The organism is Paenibacillus sp. FSL R5-0345, assembly GCF_000758585.1.
Classification (GTDB): domain Bacteria; phylum Bacillota; class Bacilli; order Paenibacillales; family Paenibacillaceae; genus Paenibacillus_AQ.
In genome coordinates this window covers 4402973-4424649 of sequence record NZ_CP009281.1, presented here as the reverse complement: position 1 = coordinate 4424649, position 21677 = coordinate 4402973, and the positions used below count along the sequence as shown (strand labels likewise).

The 21677-nt window shown below is 40.4% G+C and carries 21 protein-coding genes; 15 read left to right on the top strand and 6 right to left on the bottom strand.

Annotation, left to right across the window (positions count from 1 at the left end):
• Positions 1–39: 39 nt before the first annotated feature.
• Complete coding sequence (locus R50345_RS19665) at positions 40–444, bottom strand: CBS domain-containing protein (protein WP_042129376.1); 405 nt, start codon at positions 442–444, stop codon at positions 40–42.
• A 182-nt stretch (positions 445–626) separates the two neighbouring features.
• Here R50345_RS19665 and R50345_RS30380 point away from each other — a divergent pair, with 182 nt between their 5' ends.
• From R50345_RS30380 to R50345_RS19640, 5 genes are all read left to right on the top strand, one after another.
• Positions 627–2735: a methyl-accepting chemotaxis protein gene (locus R50345_RS30380; protein ID WP_052414657.1), complete on the top strand. Its 2109-nt coding sequence runs from the start codon at positions 627–629 to the stop codon at positions 2733–2735.
• Positions 2736–3021: 286 nt separating this feature from the next.
• Entirely contained in the window at positions 3022–3222 is a 201-nt protein-coding gene (locus tag R50345_RS19655) for a cold-shock protein (RefSeq protein ID WP_036685790.1), read from the top strand.
• Positions 3223–3343: 121 nt separating this feature from the next.
• The gene (locus R50345_RS19650; RefSeq protein ID WP_042129374.1) at positions 3344–3571 is read left to right on the top strand and encodes a MerR family transcriptional regulator; all 228 of its coding nucleotides are present in this window, start codon (positions 3344–3346) and stop codon (positions 3569–3571) included.
• Positions 3572–3773: 202 nt separating this feature from the next.
• Positions 3774–4865 (top strand): LCP family protein, encoded by a 1092-nt coding sequence (locus tag R50345_RS19645; RefSeq protein ID WP_081954138.1) that lies wholly within the window; start codon positions 3774–3776, stop codon positions 4863–4865.
• 44 nt (positions 4866–4909) lie between these two features.
• A complete protein-coding gene (locus R50345_RS19640) occupies positions 4910–5395 on the top strand; it encodes a DinB family protein (protein ID WP_042129373.1) in 486 nt (161 codons plus the stop codon).
• Between the two features lie 18 nt (positions 5396–5413).
• Here the strand turns inward: R50345_RS19640 and R50345_RS19635 are convergent, their stop codons facing one another.
• Positions 5414–5623 carry a hypothetical protein gene (locus R50345_RS19635; protein ID WP_042129371.1) on the bottom strand — a complete coding sequence of 70 codons (210 nt, stop codon included), beginning with the start codon at positions 5621–5623 and terminating at the stop codon, positions 5414–5416.
• Positions 5624–5752: 129 nt separating this feature from the next.
• On the opposite strand from R50345_RS19635, the gene R50345_RS19630 reads away from it, so the two are divergent.
• The 3 genes from R50345_RS19630 to R50345_RS19620 all read left to right on the top strand — a co-directional run bounded on the left by R50345_RS19630 (position 5753) and on the right by R50345_RS19620 (position 9659).
• Positions 5753–6298 (top strand): HAD family hydrolase, encoded by a 546-nt coding sequence (locus tag R50345_RS19630; protein ID WP_042129369.1) that lies wholly within the window; start codon positions 5753–5755, stop codon positions 6296–6298.
• 23 nt (positions 6299–6321) lie between these two features.
• Complete coding sequence (locus R50345_RS19625; protein ID WP_042129368.1) at positions 6322–7467, top strand: substrate-binding domain-containing protein; 1146 nt, start codon at positions 6322–6324, stop codon at positions 7465–7467.
• Between the two features lie 215 nt (positions 7468–7682).
• Complete coding sequence (locus R50345_RS19620) at positions 7683–9659, top strand: DUF5054 domain-containing protein (RefSeq protein WP_231573829.1); 1977 nt, start codon at positions 7683–7685, stop codon at positions 9657–9659.
• 210 nt (positions 9660–9869) lie between these two features.
• On the opposite strand, the gene R50345_RS19615 is transcribed toward R50345_RS19620, so the two are convergent.
• The gene (locus R50345_RS19615; protein WP_042129367.1) at positions 9870–11177 is read right to left on the bottom strand and encodes an ATP-binding protein; all 1308 of its coding nucleotides are present in this window, start codon (positions 11175–11177) and stop codon (positions 9870–9872) included.
• Positions 11170–11907 carry a LytR/AlgR family response regulator transcription factor gene (locus tag R50345_RS19610; RefSeq protein WP_042129365.1) on the bottom strand — a complete coding sequence of 246 codons (738 nt, stop codon included), beginning with the start codon at positions 11905–11907 and terminating at the stop codon, positions 11170–11172. Before R50345_RS19610 ends, R50345_RS19615 begins: the two co-directional genes overlap by 8 nt.
• 200 nt (positions 11908–12107) lie before the next feature.
• On the opposite strand from R50345_RS19610, the gene R50345_RS19605 reads away from it, so the two are divergent.
• From R50345_RS19605 to R50345_RS19595, 3 genes are all read left to right on the top strand, one after another.
• Positions 12108–13019 carry an ABC transporter ATP-binding protein gene (locus tag R50345_RS19605; RefSeq protein ID WP_042129362.1) on the top strand — a complete coding sequence of 304 codons (912 nt, stop codon included), beginning with the start codon at positions 12108–12110 and terminating at the stop codon, positions 13017–13019.
• A gap of 3 nt (positions 13020–13022) precedes the next feature.
• The gene (locus tag R50345_RS19600) at positions 13023–13820 is read left to right on the top strand and encodes an ABC transporter permease (RefSeq protein WP_042129360.1); all 798 of its coding nucleotides are present in this window, start codon (positions 13023–13025) and stop codon (positions 13818–13820) included.
• A 102-nt stretch (positions 13821–13922) separates the two neighbouring features.
• Positions 13923–14282: a hypothetical protein gene (locus tag R50345_RS19595; protein WP_042129358.1), complete on the top strand. Its 360-nt coding sequence runs from the start codon at positions 13923–13925 to the stop codon at positions 14280–14282.
• 57 nt (positions 14283–14339) lie between these two features.
• Here the strand turns inward: R50345_RS19595 and R50345_RS19590 are convergent, their stop codons facing one another.
• Positions 14340–15602, bottom strand: a complete 1263-nt coding sequence (locus R50345_RS19590; protein WP_052414656.1) for a serine hydrolase domain-containing protein — start codon at positions 15600–15602, stop codon at positions 14340–14342.
• A 66-nt stretch (positions 15603–15668) separates the two neighbouring features.
• On the opposite strand from R50345_RS19590, the gene R50345_RS19585 reads away from it, so the two are divergent.
• From R50345_RS19585 to R50345_RS19570, 4 genes are all read left to right on the top strand, one after another.
• Positions 15669–16352 carry a response regulator transcription factor gene (locus tag R50345_RS19585; protein ID WP_042129356.1) on the top strand — a complete coding sequence of 228 codons (684 nt, stop codon included), beginning with the start codon at positions 15669–15671 and terminating at the stop codon, positions 16350–16352.
• A 2-nt stretch (positions 16353–16354) separates the two neighbouring features.
• On the top strand, positions 16355–17623 hold the full coding sequence (locus R50345_RS19580) for a HAMP domain-containing sensor histidine kinase (protein WP_042129354.1): 1269 nt from the start codon (positions 16355–16357) through the stop codon (positions 17621–17623).
• A gap of 172 nt (positions 17624–17795) precedes the next feature.
• Complete coding sequence (locus R50345_RS19575) at positions 17796–18569, top strand: ABC transporter ATP-binding protein (protein WP_042129352.1); 774 nt, start codon at positions 17796–17798, stop codon at positions 18567–18569.
• 2 nt (positions 18570–18571) lie between these two features.
• A complete protein-coding gene (locus R50345_RS19570; protein WP_042129349.1) occupies positions 18572–20914 on the top strand; it encodes an ABC transporter permease in 2343 nt (780 codons plus the stop codon).
• A gap of 55 nt (positions 20915–20969) precedes the next feature.
• Here the strand turns inward: R50345_RS19570 and R50345_RS19565 are convergent, their stop codons facing one another.
• Complete coding sequence (locus R50345_RS19565; protein WP_042129347.1) at positions 20970–21398, bottom strand: VOC family protein; 429 nt, start codon at positions 21396–21398, stop codon at positions 20970–20972.
• Positions 21399–21677 lie beyond the last annotated feature (279 nt).

Below are 21677 nucleotides of genomic sequence, written 5' to 3'. Positions count from 1 at the left end.
ACAGGATGCTACTGATCAGGTCTTTTTGTTGTTGTTCAATTAATCTGTAATGTTACGAGTATAATATTCAATGATATCTTTTCGACGAATAATTCCGATAAACACGCCCTCATTATCAATAACAGGAACGAAATTCTGATCTGCAGCGAGCGTTAGCATATCCTCCATTTCGGCATGAATGAGGACGCTTTCGTTATGGACATGCTTCTGGATTGTACTTACTGGAACTTCCCCTATATTGTCAAAGGTTAGACCGGCTGTGTTTTTCAACTTCCACAATAGATCACCTTCCGAAAGTGTTCCTACATATTTTCCTTCATTATCAATAATAGGGATAGCCGTATAATGGTGCTGCTCTAATTGTTCTAAGGCTTCCAGCATGGATATTGAATTAGTGATATAGGCAACTTGATCTTTAGGCAACAAAAAAGAGGATATTTCCATCGGCATGAACTCCTTTGTATTGAGATTTTTTAGTTAAGCTCCTTTTATTTAAACATACTTTTTGAAAAGATATGCATTTTAAATTTTTATCACTAAAATTATAGGAAATAAGACCTATTTAGGGTTAGTCGCATTTTGTCGATTAAAGATAAGGTATATTATCCTAGAGTGGAGTTGTTTAGATGGCATTATATCGAAGGCTTTCTTTAACGGTTAAATTTGTTCTGGTAGTAAGTTTAGTTATCATCGTGATCTTTTTCTTTAGTTTGGTTGCAAATTTGCTGAATTTGCGAAGTGTGAGCATATCGAACGGTGAACTAGAGGCGGAAGTTGCTGGGCGAAGTTATGCGGAAACTATTCAGAATACTCTGATAGACATAGAGTCGGCAGCCAAGGTATTCACAGAAGTACTGGTTGAATCAAGAGAAGGTCAAAGCTTGAGTCGTGAAGAAGTTGTTTCTACAATGAAATCGATGCTTGAGAATAGACCTGAGCTTTTTGCAATTAGTACACTGTGGGAACCCAATGCCTTCGATCAAAACGATCAGGCTAATATTAATAAGACACCATATGATGATGCTTCGGGGCGTTTTATTCCTTATGTTCTTAGAAATCAAGGTTTAATAACGGTTGAAGCCTTAAAGAATTACGATGTAGAAGGGGCGGGTGATTATTACCTTTTACCTAAAAAAGAGAAAAGACCGATCTACATTGAACCCTATTCCTATGATACGAGCGGTGGGGCTATAGAGATGATTTCGGTAATGCTGCCCATTTTAGACAAATCGGGTACTTTTCTTGGGACGGTAGGGTTTGATGTATCGTTATCAAAGCTCCAGGAGGATGCTGATAAATATAAACCTATGGGAGGATACGTTTCTCTAATCACGGGTAACGGTAAATATGCAGCTAATCCAAATGATCCAGCAAGTGTACTTAAAGATTTTGGTGATACGGAGCAGAAAGCGGCACTCTGGAAACAAGTGAAGAATGGTGAGACGGTTCAGGGGTACACCCATAATTCCAAAGGAGAAAATGTACTCCGAATTTTTGTTCCGATTCCTATGCCGGAAAGTGATCAGGTATGGTATACGCAGACAGCGATTCCTAAAACTACAATCATGGCTGACTACGAACAAGCTAAAACAGAATCTTTTATTATCATGCTTGTTGGGATGTCGATTCTAGGAATAGTTATAGTCGTTCAATTATGGTTTATGGTGATCAAACCACTTCGAGTGTTATCTGAGAAATTGCAGCTTATGGCTCAAGGCGATTTAACGCAAACCTTGCAGATTCGAAATAATGATGAATTCGGTAAGATGTCCACACACTTTAATCAGATGACGCATAAGCTTCGAGAAATGTTTGGACTTGTGGCTGATTTATCGATGTCAGTGGGAGCTACTTCCGAAGAATTAACAGCTAACGCTGAACAGACAGGGAAAGCTGCTGAACAGATCGCTGTGTCTATTGGGCGAGTAGCCGAGGGAGCGCAGTTACAGAATGATTATGCGGGAGAATCTTCTCTGGCCATGAGCGATCTTAGTGTTGGAGTGCAACGTATTGCTGACTCTTCATCAGCGGTGTCTGCATCAGCAGATGAAGTAACCGATCAAACGCAGAGAGGCAGTGCGCAGCTGCAAATGGCGGTGAGCCAGATGACAGAGCTCAAGCAATCTGTTGACGAGACTAGTCTGGCGATCGAACGATTAGGTGAAAGATCTGTCCAGATTAGCGGGATTATTGGTTTGATCTCGAGCATTAGTAAACAAACTAATCTATTGGCATTAAACGCAGCGATTGAAGCCTCCAGAGTGGGTGAGCATGGTCGTGGATTTGCTGTAGTGGCATCGGAAATACGGATGTTGGCGGATCAGACGAAACAAGCTGCCGAACAAGTTACTGAATTAGTCGAACATGTGGTCAAAGATACAAATCAAGCCTCACAGGCTATGGCCGTTGGTAATGAGCAAGTACGTATTGGTGTGCAGAGTGTGTCTGATAGTGATCTTTTGTTTACATCGATTCTTGCTGAAATGACACAGGTTACAGATCAAATTCAGGAGGTATCTGCAGCCGCACAGCAGATGACCGCTGGTACAGAGCAAATTTCAGCTAGTGTCAAAGTATTAGCCGAACTTGCCTCAGAAGCGTCCGCGGATTCACAAAGTGTAGCCGCAGCCTCTGAGGAGCAGCTTGCTTCTATGGAAGAGATCTCTGCTTCGACGGAATCCCTTAGCTCGATGGTGCAAGATTTGCTGGACAAATTGTCTTATTTTAAAATATAAATTGCATGTGATGTCGTGATTACAAGCGGGAAACCCTGTCCTTTTCTAAAGGAACAGGGTTCTTCCATTTATTACATCATGCAAAAGTGTATCTACATGACTTCAGATGTGCTATAATCAATTTATCGAAAGCAGTTACCTAGCGAATTCACATAGCGTAGAGGGTTATTCTTTAGATGACAATAACCTTGTACCATATGTGAATTTTTATTTTTTTAGAGATTTTGTAAGAGATTTTTTTGGGATAAGAATAACATGTAAATTAAAAAAAGGTGGTAATTAAATTATGCAAACAGGAACAGTGAAATGGTTTAACGCAGACAAAGGCTTTGGTTTTATCGAGGTTGAAGGCGGAGAAGACGTATTCGTACATTTCAGCGCAATCACTGGCGACGGATTCAAATCTTTGGATGAAGGACAACGTGTAGAATTTAACGTAGTTCAAGGCAATCGTGGTCAACAAGCTGAGAATGTTGTAAAACTCTAAAGTTGTGAAAAAAATCCCCAAACTTATAGTTTGGGGATTTTTTTATATATAAGAAATTATAAGTTTCACACAATACTTTATGTCTTATATTTCTCGCTTAGTAGAAAGGTGGCGGATGTAAATGCAAGTGTTTGAAGACTGGAATTTAAAAGTGAAGAAGACCTTTAACGCTACAAGTAACAAGGAAGTATTGACGGTGTCTGAAGCAGGTAACTTGCTCGGTCTGTCTAAAGATCAAATGAAAAGCTATGTTGATCAGCATAAGTTAACTAAAGTTCCGATCATGAGAAGTGTTGTCAGGTATCTTTTACTGAAAAGTGAGATCGATACGATTCTGAACAAAATCTAATGACCTCAATAAACATGGTAGACCCATCCTTGTTAGGATGAGGTCTTTTTTTTTGCCTCAAAAATTTCTTAAAAAAAGAAACTTATCGATCCAATGATCGTCTATAATAATGGGATATTTAGGTAATGGAGGGTAGGCATAAGTAAAAAGTGATGTTCATTAATGGTGAGAAGTCGCATGTACAGAAAGGGTAATTCATCCAATGAAAAATAATCAGAGTACGCCTCCACCTGCTTCATATGCTTTAAGTAGAATCGAGAAAAAGAAGGTAAAGAAGAATAAAATCAGCAAGAAAATGAAGATCTGGTATTTTTCGCTTGCGATCGTACTTATTGTTGGGTTGGGAAGTTTTATTTTCCGTAAAGAATTAATGATTTTTGGGTTTGATAATGTTGTAGCACCAACTATAGAGCACACTCTTGATGAATCTTATGTACCGTTAAAAGAAACAGAAGACGATGGAATTCAGGCAATGACAGAAAATAAAAATCGTCCTTTTTCTATCCTGCTGCTAGGCACCGATCAGCGTGGCAAAGAGAATGGACTTTCTGACTCCATTATTTATACTGTCATTCGACCTGAGGACCATAAAGCACTGCTCGTCTCTATTCCCCGTGATTCATATGCAGAAATAATTGGAGCGGAAAATATCAAAGGTGCAAGAAAAGAAACCAAGATTAATGCGGCACATTCCTACGGTGGTCCTCAGATGAGTGTAGATACTGTTAAGAATCTGTTGAATGCGCCAATTGATTACTATGCTACTATTAATTTTAACGGGCTTGTTGGCGTGACGGATGCGCTAGGGGGCGTGGTGCTTCCAATCACCAAGGTGATCGAGAATAAGAGCCCTGATCATGAGAAATTAAGAATTGAGCCCAACAAACCGATCTATTCAGGTAAGGAAGCTTTAATGTATGTAAGATATCGAGAAGACTCTGACTTTAAGAGAACAGAGCGACAACGGATTTTCCTAAAAGCAGCGCTTGATCGGATGAAGAGAATCGATAATATTCTTAATATCCAGAACATTATCGAAATTGCTGGCAGTAACTTTAAAACCAATATGAAGTCAGATTTTATTCTGGATTTGGCTAAGAAGGTAATTCTTGAAGGTGGAACCCCTGAAATAACGAGTCATATGCTGCAAGGGGAAGGAAAACATACGGATCAATGGTATTATATACTCGATGAAAATGATGTAAAGCGTACCCATGAGATGATCGAGATTTGGCTGAATCCAGAATCTACTGAGGCTGATCTCATAACTGCTTCCAAGGATGAAGCTGCATAATCTTTTTGTCCGACTATTTTATATTCACATGGAGGTTAGCTTCTATGGCAGTAAGAACAAAAGAGCAGATGCTATTCGAATTTAAATCCCTTATTCCATTCGTAGAATCTTTAGAAGAGGTGCCAGATAAACATTGGAATATGCCTATAGCGACCGGGAAATGGACCGTAAAGGATATTTTATGTCATCTTATGCTTTGGGATAAGTATTTCTATGAAGGTGCTATAAAGAAGATTCTTTTGAAGGAACCGTTAACAACGAAACATCTGGATTTTAACGAGTTTAATGCTAACGCTATGGAGTATGCCAAATTGTTATCTAAACAAACATTGATTGAACAATTTCTGCTCTACAGAACTAGGATTTTAGATGCAGTATCAGGATTAACTGATGAAGAATGCGATATGGAATATAAGGATGCAGACCGGAAAAAATTCAGTGTTCGTAAGTATTTGAGAAGTTTTATTCCACACGATAAGCATCATAAAAAACAGATTGAACAATTCCTTAAATACATACAGCAAGGTTGAACGCTTGTCATACATGGCTTAAGCTTTAGCACGGTTTCGAACGATTTTCATGGATTGGCGAATGAGCATAGGGCCGAACATGCTGCCAGCGTATGCGGCTATGAAAGAATGGAAAGGGAATTTAATCGCAAAGTAAAAGATCGATCCGGCGACAAAATCAAAAATGATATATTTCTTGATATCAGATAATGGAATCGTTACGATTATAACAGATTGCTTGTTTCTCAAGTGGTGACCTCCTATTGATAATGCAGCTTATAAATCCACTGTTCATTCTATTTTGAGAACAAGATGTCCCATTCGAAAAATTTAGAGCGGGATTTGCAATGTGAATATTTGGGGATGGAGATGTGAGGGATGGAGCAGAAGAAAATCATTGTTTTTTTGGATAGTGGAGATACGATCGTGGATGAATCCACGGAGATTAGAGACGAGGACGGAATCGTGCTTACAGCGGAGCTTATTCCAGGTGCGGATGTCATGATCAGATCTTTGCATGAAAAGGGCTATACATTGGCGTTGGTCGCTGACGGGGACACGCAATCATTCAAGAACGTATTTAATCAGCATGGGCTTCATGAATATTTTACGGCCATGATTATCTCAGAGAATATTAAGGCGGTTAAGCCTAGCTCTCGAATGTTCAAAGCCGCTATCGGCGCTCTTGATTTATCTGAAGCAGACTTTTCACGCACTGTCATGGTAGGAAATAACTTAAGTCGTGATATGAAGGGGGCGAACGCGCTCGGTATAACGAGTATTTTTCAAAGCTGGACGACGCGTTATCCACACACCCCTGCCGATGAATCCGAACAACCAGACTATACGATCAGTGAGCCGATTGAATTGATAGAGCTAATCGACAAGCTCAATGAGGAACTACATACAGTAATAACGGCATAGAAGCGTAAAGGGTGAAGGCTCGAATGGACAATCAGGATCATCAAAAAGAGCGGAAACCGCTATTGTATATACAGACTGCAAATCACCTGATGGAAGAAATCCGGAAGAGAAAGCTTCAGCCACATGATCTCGTCCCATCTGAAGGGGAGATTGCCAAGTTGTACGGGGTCAGCCGCATGACGGCGAAGCTTGCTCTGCAGATCTTGGAGAAAAAAGGGATCGTTTATCGCCATGCCCGTCGCGGCACATTCGTATCTGCTGATTATCAAGCACATTCTGAGGAACTGGTGCTAAAGGCAATTGAGGAGAAGAAACCGATGCGTAGGATTGCATTGGTAATTCCTAACATAGACGATTATATCGGGAGAATCATTGCTTCCGTTGAAAAAGAAGCGCGTGAAGCGGATTGTCATTTACTCATTCGAATGACTGCGGATAAGGAAGACGAAAGTATATGCTTGCAAGAACTGTACGATGATCAAGTAGAGGGTATTATTTTTTATCCGCGTGGGAGTACGCAGTGCAGTGAGAAAGTGTTAGAGCTTAGTTTACTTAACTACCCTCTAGTGATTATCGATCGTATCTTTCGAGAGGTACAGCTTGACTGTGTCTACCATGATCATTACCATGGGGCTTATAAGACCACCCAGTATTTGATTGAAAAAGGTCATCAGGAAATCGGATATATTTCAATGCCATTTGACGGTGTGACGAGTAGAGAAGATCGGTATAGAGGTTATCTTCAAGCAATGCTGGATCATGATCTGCTGGTAAACAGCCGTAATTTATATTTGAATTGCTTAGAAGATTATATGTATCAGTTGAATGCACCAAATGTACAGTTAGCGTCGTTCTTAGGTAATAATTCGATGCTATCGGCAGTGGTATGCGCAGACGACTATATCGCTACATCGTGCTTGTACACGGCAATTTCTATGCAATTATGGGTTCCAGATCAATTATCCATCATAGGATTTACAGATATTCAATTGGCGAGCTTGCTGTCAGTTCCATTAACTACTGCGAGACAAGCGACAGAGAAACTCGGACAAGCTGCTGTACAACGAGTTGTTAAACGGATGGAGAATTCACGTGAAGGTGCGCTAACGATTAAAATCGATACCACCATCGTCGAGCGGAGCTCCGTTCGAACCTACGGCGTTGATTGATTTAGGTGTTAATTACCATTGAAGCTCTTTCCTCCACTATTTTGGTGGAGGAAAGAGCTTTTTTATGTCAGTGATATAGATGTTATTCAATCAAATTATCATATTATTCTAGATTATTAGATTGTATAGATCAGTGACATATATTAGTCTGAAAATAGATTATTCCGAATTTCAGTTTTCAATAAGCGATAACCTAACGGAGGCAGGGTGGGAAAATGAATAACACTAAGAAGGTCCATGTTGTATTTAAAACACATTTGGATATCGGATTCACGAATATGGCTGCACATGTGTTAAGACAATACATGGAGGAATATATTCCGAAAGCGATTACTTTGGCTGATACACTTGAAGCTGAAGGGGGCCGCGCACAATTTGTATGGACAACCGGCTCCTGGCTGATTCGTTATTATTTAGATCATGCACCTGCTTCGGAAAAAGAAGCGATGGAGCAGGCGATCCGTAAGGGACATATTGTGTGGCATGGATTACCGTTCACAACCCATACTGAACTGATGGATATGGAGCTTTTCCGATATGGACTATCGATTAGCCAAGCGCTTGACCAACATTTTGGAAAACAAACGATAGCCGCCAAAATGACAGATGTGCCTGGTCACACACTATCCATGGTTCCATACATGTACAAAGCAGGTATTCAGTATATGCATCTCGGAGTAAATCCAGCTTCTATGCGTCCTGATGTACCCAAGCTATTTCGATGGCAGGCGGAGGATGGCAGTGAGTTGATTGTGAACTATGCCGGAAGCTACGGTGAGCCGGTAGAGGTCGAAGGGATCGACGATATATTGCTATTTGCGCATACGGGTGACAATTGTGGGCCGCCAAGCGCTGAGGAAATCGAGGAGCAATTCCGTGAAATCCAAGAACGATACCCTGACGCTGAGATTATAGCATCTTCACTGGATGCATTCGCGAGAAGTCTTTTGAAGGTTCGCGAACAACTTCCGGTAGTATGTGAAGAAATCGGTGATACTTGGATTCATGGTGCAGGTACGGATCCGTTAAAGCTTGCCAAGCTTCGGGAGCTTCAGCGCTTGAGAAGTAAATGGCTGTCCGAAGGAAGCTTAGACGAGCATAGTTATGCCTATAAAGGGATGAGCGATGCTATGTTGTTGGTAGTAGAGCATACATGGGGATTAGACGTAAAGAAGTGGCTTCCTGACTTTCGGAACTATGCGAAAACAGATTTTAATGCTGCTAGAATCAAAGACTTAATTAATGTAGATGAGATCCCGGCGAAATTCAATTATATAGGTGCCTTTGCTATGGATGAATTCGATAAGCATTCTAGTGGCTTGTTTGCATCTGAGCAGAGCGTCCGAACATATTCGATGATCGAACGTTCTTGGGCTGAGCAACGGGGCTATCTGGATCAGGCCGTCGCTTGCCTGGATGAAGATAAACAAGCGGAGGCAAAGGAAGCATTCGGTAGATTAGAACCTGCTAGGAGAGATTTATCCGCTGATGCTAAGCTGGCCGGTGTCCAAGAAGTATATGCGGTTGAAGGTTATAAATTGTCCTTTGGTGTGAACGGCGCACTTATTCATTTATCGGATGCCAATGGAAAAGTATGGATTGATGAAAGCCATCCCTTCGGTGTTTATACCTATGAGACGTTTGGAACGGAGGACTACGCCAGATACTTCCGCACCTATATGCAAAATTTAGGCTTGACCCACCAATGGTCCGATGCTGACTTTAACAAGCCTGGATTTGAATTCGTTCGACCATTGCCTAGTCATCAACTTTATGAGCCCTTCGTGACTGATATGAAGCGAATAAACAGTAACCAATTCTTGCTTCGTTTACGCATGCCAACACAAGCGCATGAAGGGTATGGCGCTCCGAAGGAACTCGAAATAATGTATGATTTTGAGCATGAAGGTACGGTTGACGTATCACTGCAATGGTTTGGGAAAGATGCCAACTGTCTTCCGGAAGCAAGTTGGTTCGGATGTGCATTGAATGTCGATAATCCTAATCTTTGGATGATGGAGAAGATGGGCTTGCCAGTCTCACCTTTGCGTGTAGTGAAGGACGGGAATCGTAATCTTCATGCCATTGGACGTGGCGTTAGTTATCAGGGTGCAGATGGGAGAGCCTTTATCGAAACCAAGGATGCGGCTTTGGCTGCACCGGGTCAAAAAAAGACTGCTGCAATTCGATAATTCTTTTGTCTCCTTAGATAAAGGATGGCATTTTAATTTGCACAACAATATCTGGGGCACGAATTTCCCTATGTGGTTCGGTGAAGATGCAGTATTTCGTTTTCGTCTAAATTTGCAATCGAACCGTAAGTAAAATAATAGAAGTATACTTGTGACTAAAATGCACCCCTTAGAATAAACATTGGAAAACCCTCTGGGTCCGATATCTTTCTATGAGGTGCATTTTTGCTCCGTTTCTGCAACTGATAAGACCTCAATGTTAAAGAGACAAATTTCCACTTGGAAAATATGGTTTTCATAGGTGATATCCCATATTCCGCCGGTTTCCTCAACCGCCTTTTTTACGCTTTGCAGACCGATACCATGAAAATGCTTGTCTCGTTTTGTTGTGGCTAGTTCTCCGAAATGATTGGTACGTATTGAATGTTGATATGGATTCTGTATTCTAATAAATAACGTACCCTTATGATAATGTAGTTGGAAATTAATATAGGGCTGAGTCACAGCTGGATGTCTGCACGCTTCGATGGCATTATCGAGAATGTTCCCTAGAATAATGCTAAATGCATAAGTATCCAGGTTAAGCTGAGGTGGAATCTTAATGTCTGTTTGAAAGGAAATCCCCAGCTTTTTAGCGAATTGCTGCTTGTCATTAATGATGGAGTCGATAAGGATAGAGCCGGTATTACAACCCACTGATGAGAGTTCGAGTACTCCAAGCAGCTTATCCACATCGTTCAGTCCTGCTTCTTTCTCCCCGGCTTGTAATTGTGACCTTAGACCCAGCAAGATATTCCTGAAATCATGTTGAAACGTAAAGACTTCTTGCTGCCTTTCCTTTGTGAGCAAATACTGGTTCATATAGTAGGTGTTTTGTTGTTCCAGCAAGTGGTTTTTATTCTGTGCCGAATGTATGGTTAGTACGCGATCGCATAAAAGAATGATCAGGAAGTTGATCAACAGCATTCCACCGGACAAAATCGGATACAAGATCGGATATTCCCGTAAGGATAGCTCGCCCGATAATTTTGCAATACTGAAAATGCTGATAAATGGAAAACAGAACAGCCCGATCCAATACCAGCTCCCTAAATTCCCCTCGCCAAAGGCCTTAGTGAAACGAAGTGTGATCTTCACCAGTAAAAACATCAGAAGCTTAGACAAAAACAAGGTAAAGATGTATCCGCTGGTCGTATACACAGGCGCAGTAGCTGCATCTGATAGCATAATGAGTGCGACGATGAATAAAGCGGCGCCAAAACGCCATTGTATTTTCCCCTTGTACAAAAAGGACAAAAGTACGACTCCCGCTATATTGAGCCCAAGCATCCATAATCCAGGGAGTGGACTATAATGCAGTAGGAGTACGAAAATATAATAGGCAGTGTAAACGGTATAAAGGATCATTTTGGATTCCAAAAGTCGTGAGAAACAATGATTATAGAAATAATGGATGATAAATGGGAGAGCAGTTAGCGTAAGAGCGTAGAACAACTCATCCAGAACAATATTATTCAAGTAGACTCCCCCTGAATTGCAAATAACTCTTTTTCACTACAATGCTTTGCTTATCACTGATCGGAAGTTCTTCCCCGCTCGTTAACACAATTCTTTTTCCCTGAATTTGTTTGATGTAATCGAAATTCACAAGATAGGATTGATGAATCCGCACAAACTGCTTCGAAGGGAGCTTTTCTTCTTCTATTGACAGAGTACTGTAATATTCCGTTTGATCTTCCGTTGTTTGCAGAATAATTTTTCGACGGTCACTTGCCAAGTACATAATATTACGGATTGGAATAAGTATTTTAGTTCCACTTTGGTGTACAGGCAGTAATTTTGGTTGGTTTTGTTGACGCTTAACCTTTATTTGCTGAATCATGGAGAATAGTTTTTTTTCAAAAGATTCGTTATGTATAGGTTTCTTTATAAATCCCGAAGGCTGAACATCAAATAGCTGAACATGATACTCTTCGTGGCTCGAAACATAAATCAGCCGAACCCAATCGTTATCATAATCCCCCCGTAGCACATGGCCCGCTGTTATTCCGCTTATTCCTTTCATTTCTATATCCATAAAAACAAGATCAAATGGACAGCCAAGCTGAATGGCTTTCGTGAAGCTTTCACCAGAATAGAATATGGATACCTCTATGTTTTCAGATCGATAAACTGGATGGTTAATGATCAATCTCTCAATACATTCAGTTGTCTTGAAATCATCATCACAAATGGCAATATGTATCATGCGATTTTTCCCCTCCTGTACATAAAGCAATAATACATTATATGGGATTAGAATCAACTGTTATCCTTTTAGGAATCACTTGGAAGTGTTGAAAGTTACATTTATTTCAGTGTTTTTTACGAACCTAATTATTAATTCTAGTAAACGTGCTAATTTGATATCAATTAGTAGGAGTAAATATGCTATGGAGGAGTTGAACAATGAATACAATAATCTTTGAAGCTGAGGGATTAAGTAAACAGTATGGTAGGGCAGCTGCGCTTCAAAATATAAATATGCAGATTCAAAAGGGAGATATCTATGGCCTAGTAGGAGAGAATGGGGCAGGCAAAACCACACTCATGAAAATAATCAGTGGATTAGTGTATCCAACAAAAGGGACCTTTCAATTGCTGGGCAAAAGTAGTGAGGAGGACATCGCAAGGGTTAGGAGAAAAATGGGGATTTTAATAGAGCACCCTGCTCTCTACCCCCATATGAATGCTGCTGAGAGTTTAAGTTTTTATTGCAAGATTTATGGGATTACGGATTCCGACAGAATTAAAAATGTACTGAATCTGGTGGGACTTACGGATGCTGAGCACAAAAACACATCGGATTATTCTCTGGGCATGCGTCAACGCTTAGGACTGGCAATTGCCCTTCTCAACGAACCGGAATTTATAGTTTTGGATGAACCGATTAATGGACTTGATCCTACGGGAATTGTAGAGATGAGAAAATTATTGACTAAGCTGGTGCATGAAAAAGGGGTTACCATCTTGATTTCCAGCCATATTTTGAGTGAACTCCAATTGCTCGCTACCAAATTCGGGTTTATTCATAAAGGGCAGTTCATTAAGGAAGTCTCTGTGGAAGAACTCATGCAATCAGCCGAAACGCAAATTTGTATTAAAACGGTTGAAGTAGAAGCAGCCATAAACGTACTTAAGAACGATCTTAATATTCATTCGAGCACATTATCAGCTTCCGGAGAAATATTGATTCCCAAGGATTTGATCGATCTTGAACAGTTAATGTCAACGTTAATTAGAGAGGGTATCCCGCTTGAAGGAATCAGCCTGTCTACTGCGAATCTTGAGCACTATTACATGGATCTGATAGGAGAATGAGCGATGAGGAATTTACTGAGAGCTGAGTCTTACTTTATAAAAAGGGATACCATGTTTAAGGGGATATCTCTGCTGTTTCTTATAGCGAGTCTGGTATTAGCGTTCTGGATTGGCAGTAAAGGTGGTTTTGAAGTCGCTAATCTCGCGGAACCCTTAACGATTGTAATGCCTTTATCCATATTTTTTTATTTTATTATTCCAATATACATATGTTTTTTTTCAACCGAAGGATTTGAATATGGGTCTATCAAAGTTATCCTTGCTTCAGGACAAAGTAGATTTATTTACATCACAGGGAAATATCTTTCTGCCTTAAAAATTATAGTATGGTGGATGTTGCAATTTACAGGAGTATTTTATCTCACGTATATGATAGCTGCCTTGATAATTGGGAATGACATCGGTAATCGGAATTTAAATGCTGACTTGATTCAGGTTTCTCGTGTACTGGGATTAAATATCCTTTATTTATCAGCTTATGCCACTCTAATTATTATGGTGGGCCTTATTATTAAAAGAACAGCCTCTGCGGTAGTTGCAACCTTTCTAATTATATTCGGAGACTTCATGATATCCGGTTATTTCCGTGATGCTTCCTCAACATGGCTAAGGGCGGTTTCAGACCATGCTTTAACGACGCAGGTTATGAAGTTTTCTGGAATCTACGTCGTTAACTCACAACATATAGTCTTGACCGGAGCAAAGGATTTTATGGAAGTGTTGCTGATCCCTGTGATTATCATAGCTATCAGTTTGTCTGTCACCTATATTTCGTTTGGAAAAAGAGATATTCATGCGTAGATTCGCAAGAGTACTGAAAGTCACAGAGGATTACTGTAATTATCGATATAATGTAAGCGTTATCTTTTATGGCAGTTCACTTAAATTAAAAGGAGATACGCTATGAGGGTGAGCAAAGTTTCTTTTAACCAGCTAGTGTTTATTTGTTTGGGGATTCAATACACGTTAATGCATTTGTTCTCTGCAGGCGAGGCGATTGTCATCACATCCATAGAGCTTGCTATATATATGATTTTTACAGTCGTTGGCCTAGTAGGATTTTTTATGAAGAGTAGAAAAGTGGACAGTGAGGCTATTTCCGGATTGGTCGCGTTATTCTTCAGTGTATTATGGATGGTGTCTTTGTTCTCACAATTTAAGAAAGAAAGCTACCCAGATGCCTTAACAGTAATTAATTCACTTGGGGTAACTACCGCATTACTTGTTCTTCTCGCTGAGTTTATCATGATAGCCAAGGCCTAGCATGAACATGAACCTGAGTCTTTATTACTTATAAAAAGAAAAACAAGACATGTCTAATTAAGACTTGTCTTGTTTTTTATGCATCCCCAGGAATGAAAGCTCACCTTGAGCATTTCGTTTAAATTCATATTCGGTATCATGCTTGGTATGATGGAATCTTGTTTCCGAGATCGGATAAAACGGAGTGACTTCTACATCATTCCAGATAAAATAGTAATCTTGGCCACTACGCTCTACACTTGCTTTGCAGCCAAAACCCTCGTAGGTTCCCATGTATTCTGCATAAAGGCTATCCTCAAGCGGAAAGGCTTGCGGAGAGGTCGGCACCCATACAGGTTCGCCAAATACTAATCCAGCTAGCGATTCCGTTAACTTAGTGACAGGGACGCAATCATAATTGGTCAACATGATGACGCTCGTTTGATCTTCCGGGTATCGATGCAGTTCACTTCGAAAGCCGCGGTAGGCACCGCCGTGATACATTCTTTTTCGATCAAGGCGTTCGTCCAAGAACCAACCAAATCGATATTTAAGATTACTGGAATGAAAGGCCATTTCCAAGGTGTCATGAGATACTAATTGATCGGAGTACAAGGCTTGATCCCACAGAAAAAGATCTGCAGCCGTCGAATACATCGCACCAGCAGACTGGATAGAGCTCATATCTATGTATTCTCCTTGAGTGTACTCTCCCCAAGAGGAATGATAAGGTGAGGCTAATTTTGAAATGATTTGATAATTGTTATAAACTCCTGTATTTACCATACCCAAAGGCTGTAATATAAAAGTAGTGATATAATCTTCAAAGGTCATCCCTGTAATCTTCTCAATAATCATCCCAAGTAAATAATAACCTGAGTTGTTATAGGCAAATGATGTGCCAGGCATAAAGGCAGGCGGCTGACTCACAAATAGCTGTAACATTTCCTGTGGAGTTAGCTTTAGCTTATTTAATTTTTGATTATATTCGGGTATGGAAGTGTAGTTGGCTATACCAGAGGTATGTCCCAGCAGATGAAGAATGGTGATCCCCTCTAGTGCATGGTGCTCAGGAAGATACTTTAGGATGGGATCATCCAGTCTCAGACGTTTTTGTTCTTTTAACATCAGGATAGCCATGCCAGTAAAAGATTTGGTAAGTGACCAGATCCGGAATTTGGTATCTAATGTGTTCGGGACCTGATGTTCAAGATTTGCATATCCGTAGGCTTTATGTAGCTTGATTTCTCCACGCTGAGCTATTAAGACTGTGCCGCTTAATGGCCAGCTTTGTTCGTATTTATCTAAATAGTGCTCCAGACGCTGGAATTGTATATCCACAGGTAACCCCTCCTTAAAGGCATATTCTAACATAATAATAAATTCTGTTGAAGCGGAGAGAAATCCATGAAATATGATTGTTTGATTATTGATGATGAAATTGAGCTTGCGGAGACCACCTGCGAATATTTTAATTTGTTTGATGTTCAAACCGCGTTTGTTACAAGCGCTGATGCTTGTCGGAGATTTTTAAGTGAGCATCAGGTGTCGATGTTACTCCTAGATATTAATCTAGGTGGTGAATCCGGCTTCCAGTTATGCAAAGAGCTACGTCAAACGACTGGAATCCCCATTCTATTTATTAGTGCCCGCTCCAGTGAGGATGATGTATTGATTGCGCTGGATATTGGGGGAGATGATTATATTCATAAGCCGTATACCCTTAGAGTGCTGCTCGCTAAAGTGAAGGCGGTGCTAAAGCGGTACAACAACGGCGTTGTAGCGGAGGTTTCTCTTCTTGAATCCGGACCCGTTCAAATTGATCCTGAACTCCGAAGGGCTACACTTAACGGTGTACCCCTCAAGCTGAAAACAATGGAATATAAATTACTTAAGTATTTGATTCAGCATAAAAATCGGGTAATCCCCAAAGAGGAGTTATTTACAGGGGTTTGGGGATATGTTTTTGCGGGAGATGGCACCTTAAATGTACACATACGTCATCTTCGTGAGAAGATCGAGGAGAATCCTAATGACCCACAGTTCATCCGTACCATATGGGGTATCGGTTATGCTTTCGAGGATAAATAACTATGACTAAAAAATTGCTGATAACGCTACTCCTCATTATTCTCGCTGCAAGTATAACTCTCTTATTCCTGATTGTTAACTTGAAGGTGGAGACATCAACGGATCGAGTAGCTATCAATACCATCGTTAAGATTACGGAGCAGAATTGGGACAAGCTTGAACCGAAACTGTACAAGGAAAGTCCTTATGATTTCGCCATCATCGATACTTCAGGAGCACTTAAATATCAAACTGAAAATGCGGTTTCCGTTACGATTAACGAAGCTATCAATAATCGGGACACCGTAGTCGATGTTGTTGAGCAGGATAAGATAGTGGGTAAAGTGATTGTTAATAATGATTATCGTACGGTTTTTATACATATGAAACAACAATTTATACAAGTTTCTGTTGTGATGTTGCTTCTGCTTACAATTCTAGGCATCCTCTATATTTGGTTCCTGAATCGATCCATTCTTCGTCCGTTTCGTAAAATGCAGCTATTCGCGAAGCATATTGCAAGAGGTGATCTTGAAGTTCCGCTTGCGATGGATCGTAATCATCTATTTGGTGCTTTTACCGAAAGCTTCGATATGATGCGGGAAGAGCTTGCGGCGGCTAGGCACAGCGAATATCTGGCGAACAAGAGTAAGAAGGAACTGGTTGCTAGCCTAAGTCATGATATTAAGACACCTGTCGCTTCGCTAAAGGCGATTACGGAACTGATGCTATTAAGTGCTAGGGATGAGAAGACAAGCAGACAATTGAACACCTTATATTCCAAAGCAGATCAGATTGATCGTCTGGTCACAGATATGTTCCATTCCACCTTGGAAGAATTGAATGAACTAAAAGTCAGCTTAACGGAGGAGCATAGTCACCTACTGACCCAAATTATAAATAATGTAAATTTCTATGAGCGGATTTCAGCAGCAGCAGTGCCAGACTGTATCCTGACGGTGGATCCCCTGCGTCTGCAGCAGGTTATAGATAATGTGGTGAACAATTCCTATAAATACGCCAATTCCGAGACCCCCATCGATATTAAATTCGAGATTAGGGATCATTATCTGGAGGTTGATATTCAGGATTATGGTCCGGGTGTTCCTGAGGAGGAGCTGCCTTTAATATTCAATAAATTTTTTCGGGGCAGTTTGGCAATGAGCCAGAACGGTGCAGGTCTAGGTCTGTACATTTCTCGTTATATGATGCAAAAAATGCAAGGCGAAATTGTGTGTTCCAACCGGCAGAATGGATTTACTGTAAAGCTGTTGATTCCTTTAGCTGGATAGAATTAAGAATTCGCTAAGGATTGCACAAAGACATGTTAAGAACATTTAACGTACGATAAGGTTGCAATTACGAATGAGCCTGTGATTGCAGCCATTAAATTTCGCTTAGGTCTTTAATTTCTGTTATTAGTCAGCGTAATTAATGAGCATGAATGTAAATGGAGTGTTCAAGATGAGCGAAGTGAATCATAAAGTGCTGATGCAGACCCATAAGCTTGGAAAAACCTTTTCCCATGGAGGGACTCAGCAGCATGTTCTAAAAAATCTAGATCTGACCTTATATCATGGTGATTTCACGATTATTATGGGCAGCTCTGGATCTGGTAAATCAACACTGTTGTATGCCATTTCAGGAATGGATAAGCCGACACTCGGAGAGGTTTTGTTTGAAGGTCAAGAGATAACAGCGATGAGTAATGATCAGCTGGCGATATTCCGGCGAAAGAATTGTGGATTTGTGTTTCAGCAGATCCATCTGCTTGATTCGATGAGTGTCCTCGACAATGTATTATCAAGTGCTTTTCTTGTGCAAAAGGATAGGGTGGGGGCGGTGAAGAAAGCCAAAAAACTTCTCTCTGATGTGGGTCTGGATGATTCAGTTTGGGGCAAGTTTCCTGCTCAAATTTCTGGGGGCGAAGCTCAGCGGGCGGGAATTATCCGGGCCCTGATCAATAGCCCAAAGGCGGTATTCGCTGATGAGCCGACTGGAGCGCTTAATAGCTCAGCAGGAATAGGGGTACTGCGCGTCCTGACAGAGGTGAATAAGCAGGGGCAGAGCATAATTATGGTAACTCATGATCTCAAGACTGCACTGCGTGGTAATCGGATCTTGTACCTGCGGGATGGAATAATTGTTGGAGATTTACGTCTTTCCCCTTATAGCGAAGATAGTGGACCAGAACGGCAGCAGCAATTACAGTCCTTTCTAACCGAATTGGGGTGGTAGGGATGAGAAGCCTAATAGGAAAGCTTGCTTGGTCCAATATTCGCAAAAGAAAGAGTGCAACGATTACGCTCTTCCTTCTGATTATGATAGCTGTGCTGCTGTTGAATATTGGCCTAACGGTCAGTTTGAAGCTTAATTCTTTTCAGCAAGAGAAAATCTCCAAGCTAAATACACCTGATATCACCGCTTATTTTCCTGTAAACGAGCATGTGAAGGAATATGAGTCTCTGGTGGAAAGTTATCCTTATACTGAAGCATGGGAGAATGAGTCGGCTCTTCTACTACCTGACGTAAAGATAAACTACGGGGGAAACAATACAGCTATCGCGTTCTTGATTCTTAATATGGATTCGCAGCGATCCATGGGACTTTTTAATACAACCTCTCGGTTGGAAACTGAAGATCAAAGTACAATTTACCTACCGTATATTTTCCACGGGGGCTCAGGTTATAACCTTGGGGATACGTTTTCGTTTGAATACGACAACAACAAATTCACTTACACCATCGGTGGCTTTACGGAGGAACCCCTGTTTGGGACATTGACGAATGGGGCTTTAAAAATATTTTTAAACGATGAAGGTTATAAGCAATTGGAGGCACGGCTTGGGAAAGAGGTTCAATTTAATTTTTTGTCTGTGCAACTTAACGAACGGGCGAAAGAGGTCAAGCTAGAGCAAAAGCTAAGTGAACAGATATTTGGCTCTGGAACCTCTAGTTCATTTTTAGTCATGCGTACCGATGTGGGTCTGGAGGGCAACCGTGTTTTTGTGAATATTTTAGCCGCCATCCTGATTGTGTTTGCACTGATTATGGTTGTCATCTCACTGATTGTGATCAGGTTTCAAATCTTCGGAAATATTGAGGATAACCTAACTAACATCGGGGTTTTGAAAGCGAACGGTTATACGTCAAGGCAGATCATATCCTCATTTCTGTTACAGTTCGTCTCAGTGTCTATAATGGCTTCCATACCGGGGAGTTTGATTTCCATTCTAGTCATGCCCTTAGTAGGTAATATGATCTCGTCTTCGGTTGGACTGTTGTGGCCGACAACCTTTGAAGTATTTAGTGCTTTGTATAGTTTGCTTATCGTTACGGTACTCATTCTATTTGTTGCCTACCTGTCCAGTAGAAAGATTCGTAGGATTACTCCGATAGCAGCGCTTCAGAGCGGACTTCTTACCCACAATTTCAAGAAAAATCATTTTCCATTAGCAAGTACTTCATTGAATTTGCAATTTGCCTTAAGTCTGAAATCTTTATTTAGACAGACCAAACAGAATTTTATGATTGTGCTGATCGTTGCAGGCTTGACCTTTTCTAGTATATTTTGCTCCATCCTTAATTTTAACTTTAAAGGGGATACTTCAGCCGTTTTAGATTTAGTGGGTTTAGAACGTACCAATTTGCAACTTGATCTAAAAAAAGCTGACCATGCTCCGGGAATAATTGCTGAAGTTGAAGCTATGTCTGAGGTTCAAAAGATTTCCATATTGGAAGGTAGAGTAGCCTCTACAGATGATTCCAACTTTATGCTCCGTGTATCAGATGATTATGCCAAGCTGGAAACGCAGACGGTCTACAAAGGTAGACAGCCCATTTATGATAATGAAATTGCGATATCCGGCGTAATTGCTAAAATGAAAAATAAATCGATTGGGGACGAGATTCCAGTTACGTTTAATGGGGTAACCAAAAATTATTTGGTAACTGGTCTTAGCCAGCAGATTAATCAGTTAGGTATGGTTGCTACCATAACAGAAGATGGAATGAGGAAATTACAGCCGAATTATTCCGTTCAGTCCATTAATGTGTATTTAAAGGAAGGGGAAGATCCTCAAGCGTTCATTCAAAAGCTCGAAGAACGTTTCCCTGGACAATGGAACGTAACGAACATTTTAGACATGTTAGAAAGCACACTTAGTACATTCACAGCAGCAGTATCTTCTATGACAGCAGTCATTACGGCAGTCACAATTATAGTCGTCAGCTTAATCTTGTACTTGGTGATTAAGACTTTGATTATGAAGCGCAAGCGAGAGTTCGGTATTCTTAAGGGTATCGGATACACCACCTTTAATCTGATGACACAAATTACGTTCAGTCTTTTTCCGGTGATTGTAGTTGGAGTAGTATTGGGGAGTTTAGCGGGTTATTTTTACTCGGATTCAGCATTTGTGTTATTGCTTTCAAGTCTTGGCATTTATAATGTTCAATTGGCGGTTAGTTTGCCTCAAGTGCTTCTACTGTGTGCGGTCATTCTAGTGGTTGCTTATGTGGTGTCTATGCTAGTTGCAAGGCGAATTCGAAAGGTCAGTGTATATGATTTGATTATGGACTAAGTATTTGAACAAGAAAACAACGAGTTGGAGATTGTCCATACTCGTTGTTTTTTTATTACATATTCATTCGTCCGTCATCATAATTGAATTGCCAATCGATGCCAAACTTATCTTTTAGACTACCATAACAGGAGCTCCAGAAGGTTTCTTGTAATTCCATACCTACTTTACCGCCTTCTTTTAGCTTATGAAAATAGTTCTTTATGCCATCCAAATCCTTACTAACTACCGAAAGACTAATGTTGTTTCCTTCTACAAAAGGCATCCCCGGAAAAACATCAGAGAACATTACATTACTGCCTTCGATATTTAAGCGAGTGTGCATAACTAAATCTTTGGCTTCTTCAGGAAGAGTGAAATTGGGATCGGGTGGTGTTTCACCAAAGGTCATGATTTGTGGACGTTCAGTGCCAAAGACCTCTGCGTAAAACTCTGCTGCCTCACGACAATTCCCATTGAAATTAAGATAAACATCAATAGACATTTTTTCACTCCTTAAAATTTGAGATATTTTGTCACATCCACATTGTATCATTTACCAGTTTATAAACAAATATTCTGATAGTCTTTTGAATGATTTTTATTTATCTACTATCTTCTAATAACAAATTGGATATGGTAGTATTCAATAAAAGGGATAATTTTCTATAAATTAAATATTATTATATTTATGTAAAATAATTAGATTTTTTCGTGACCTTAAGAGATAAGGAACTTGAGAGGAGGTGAGGGGGAGTTCAGGTGAGGCATAAAGGAGGTGACG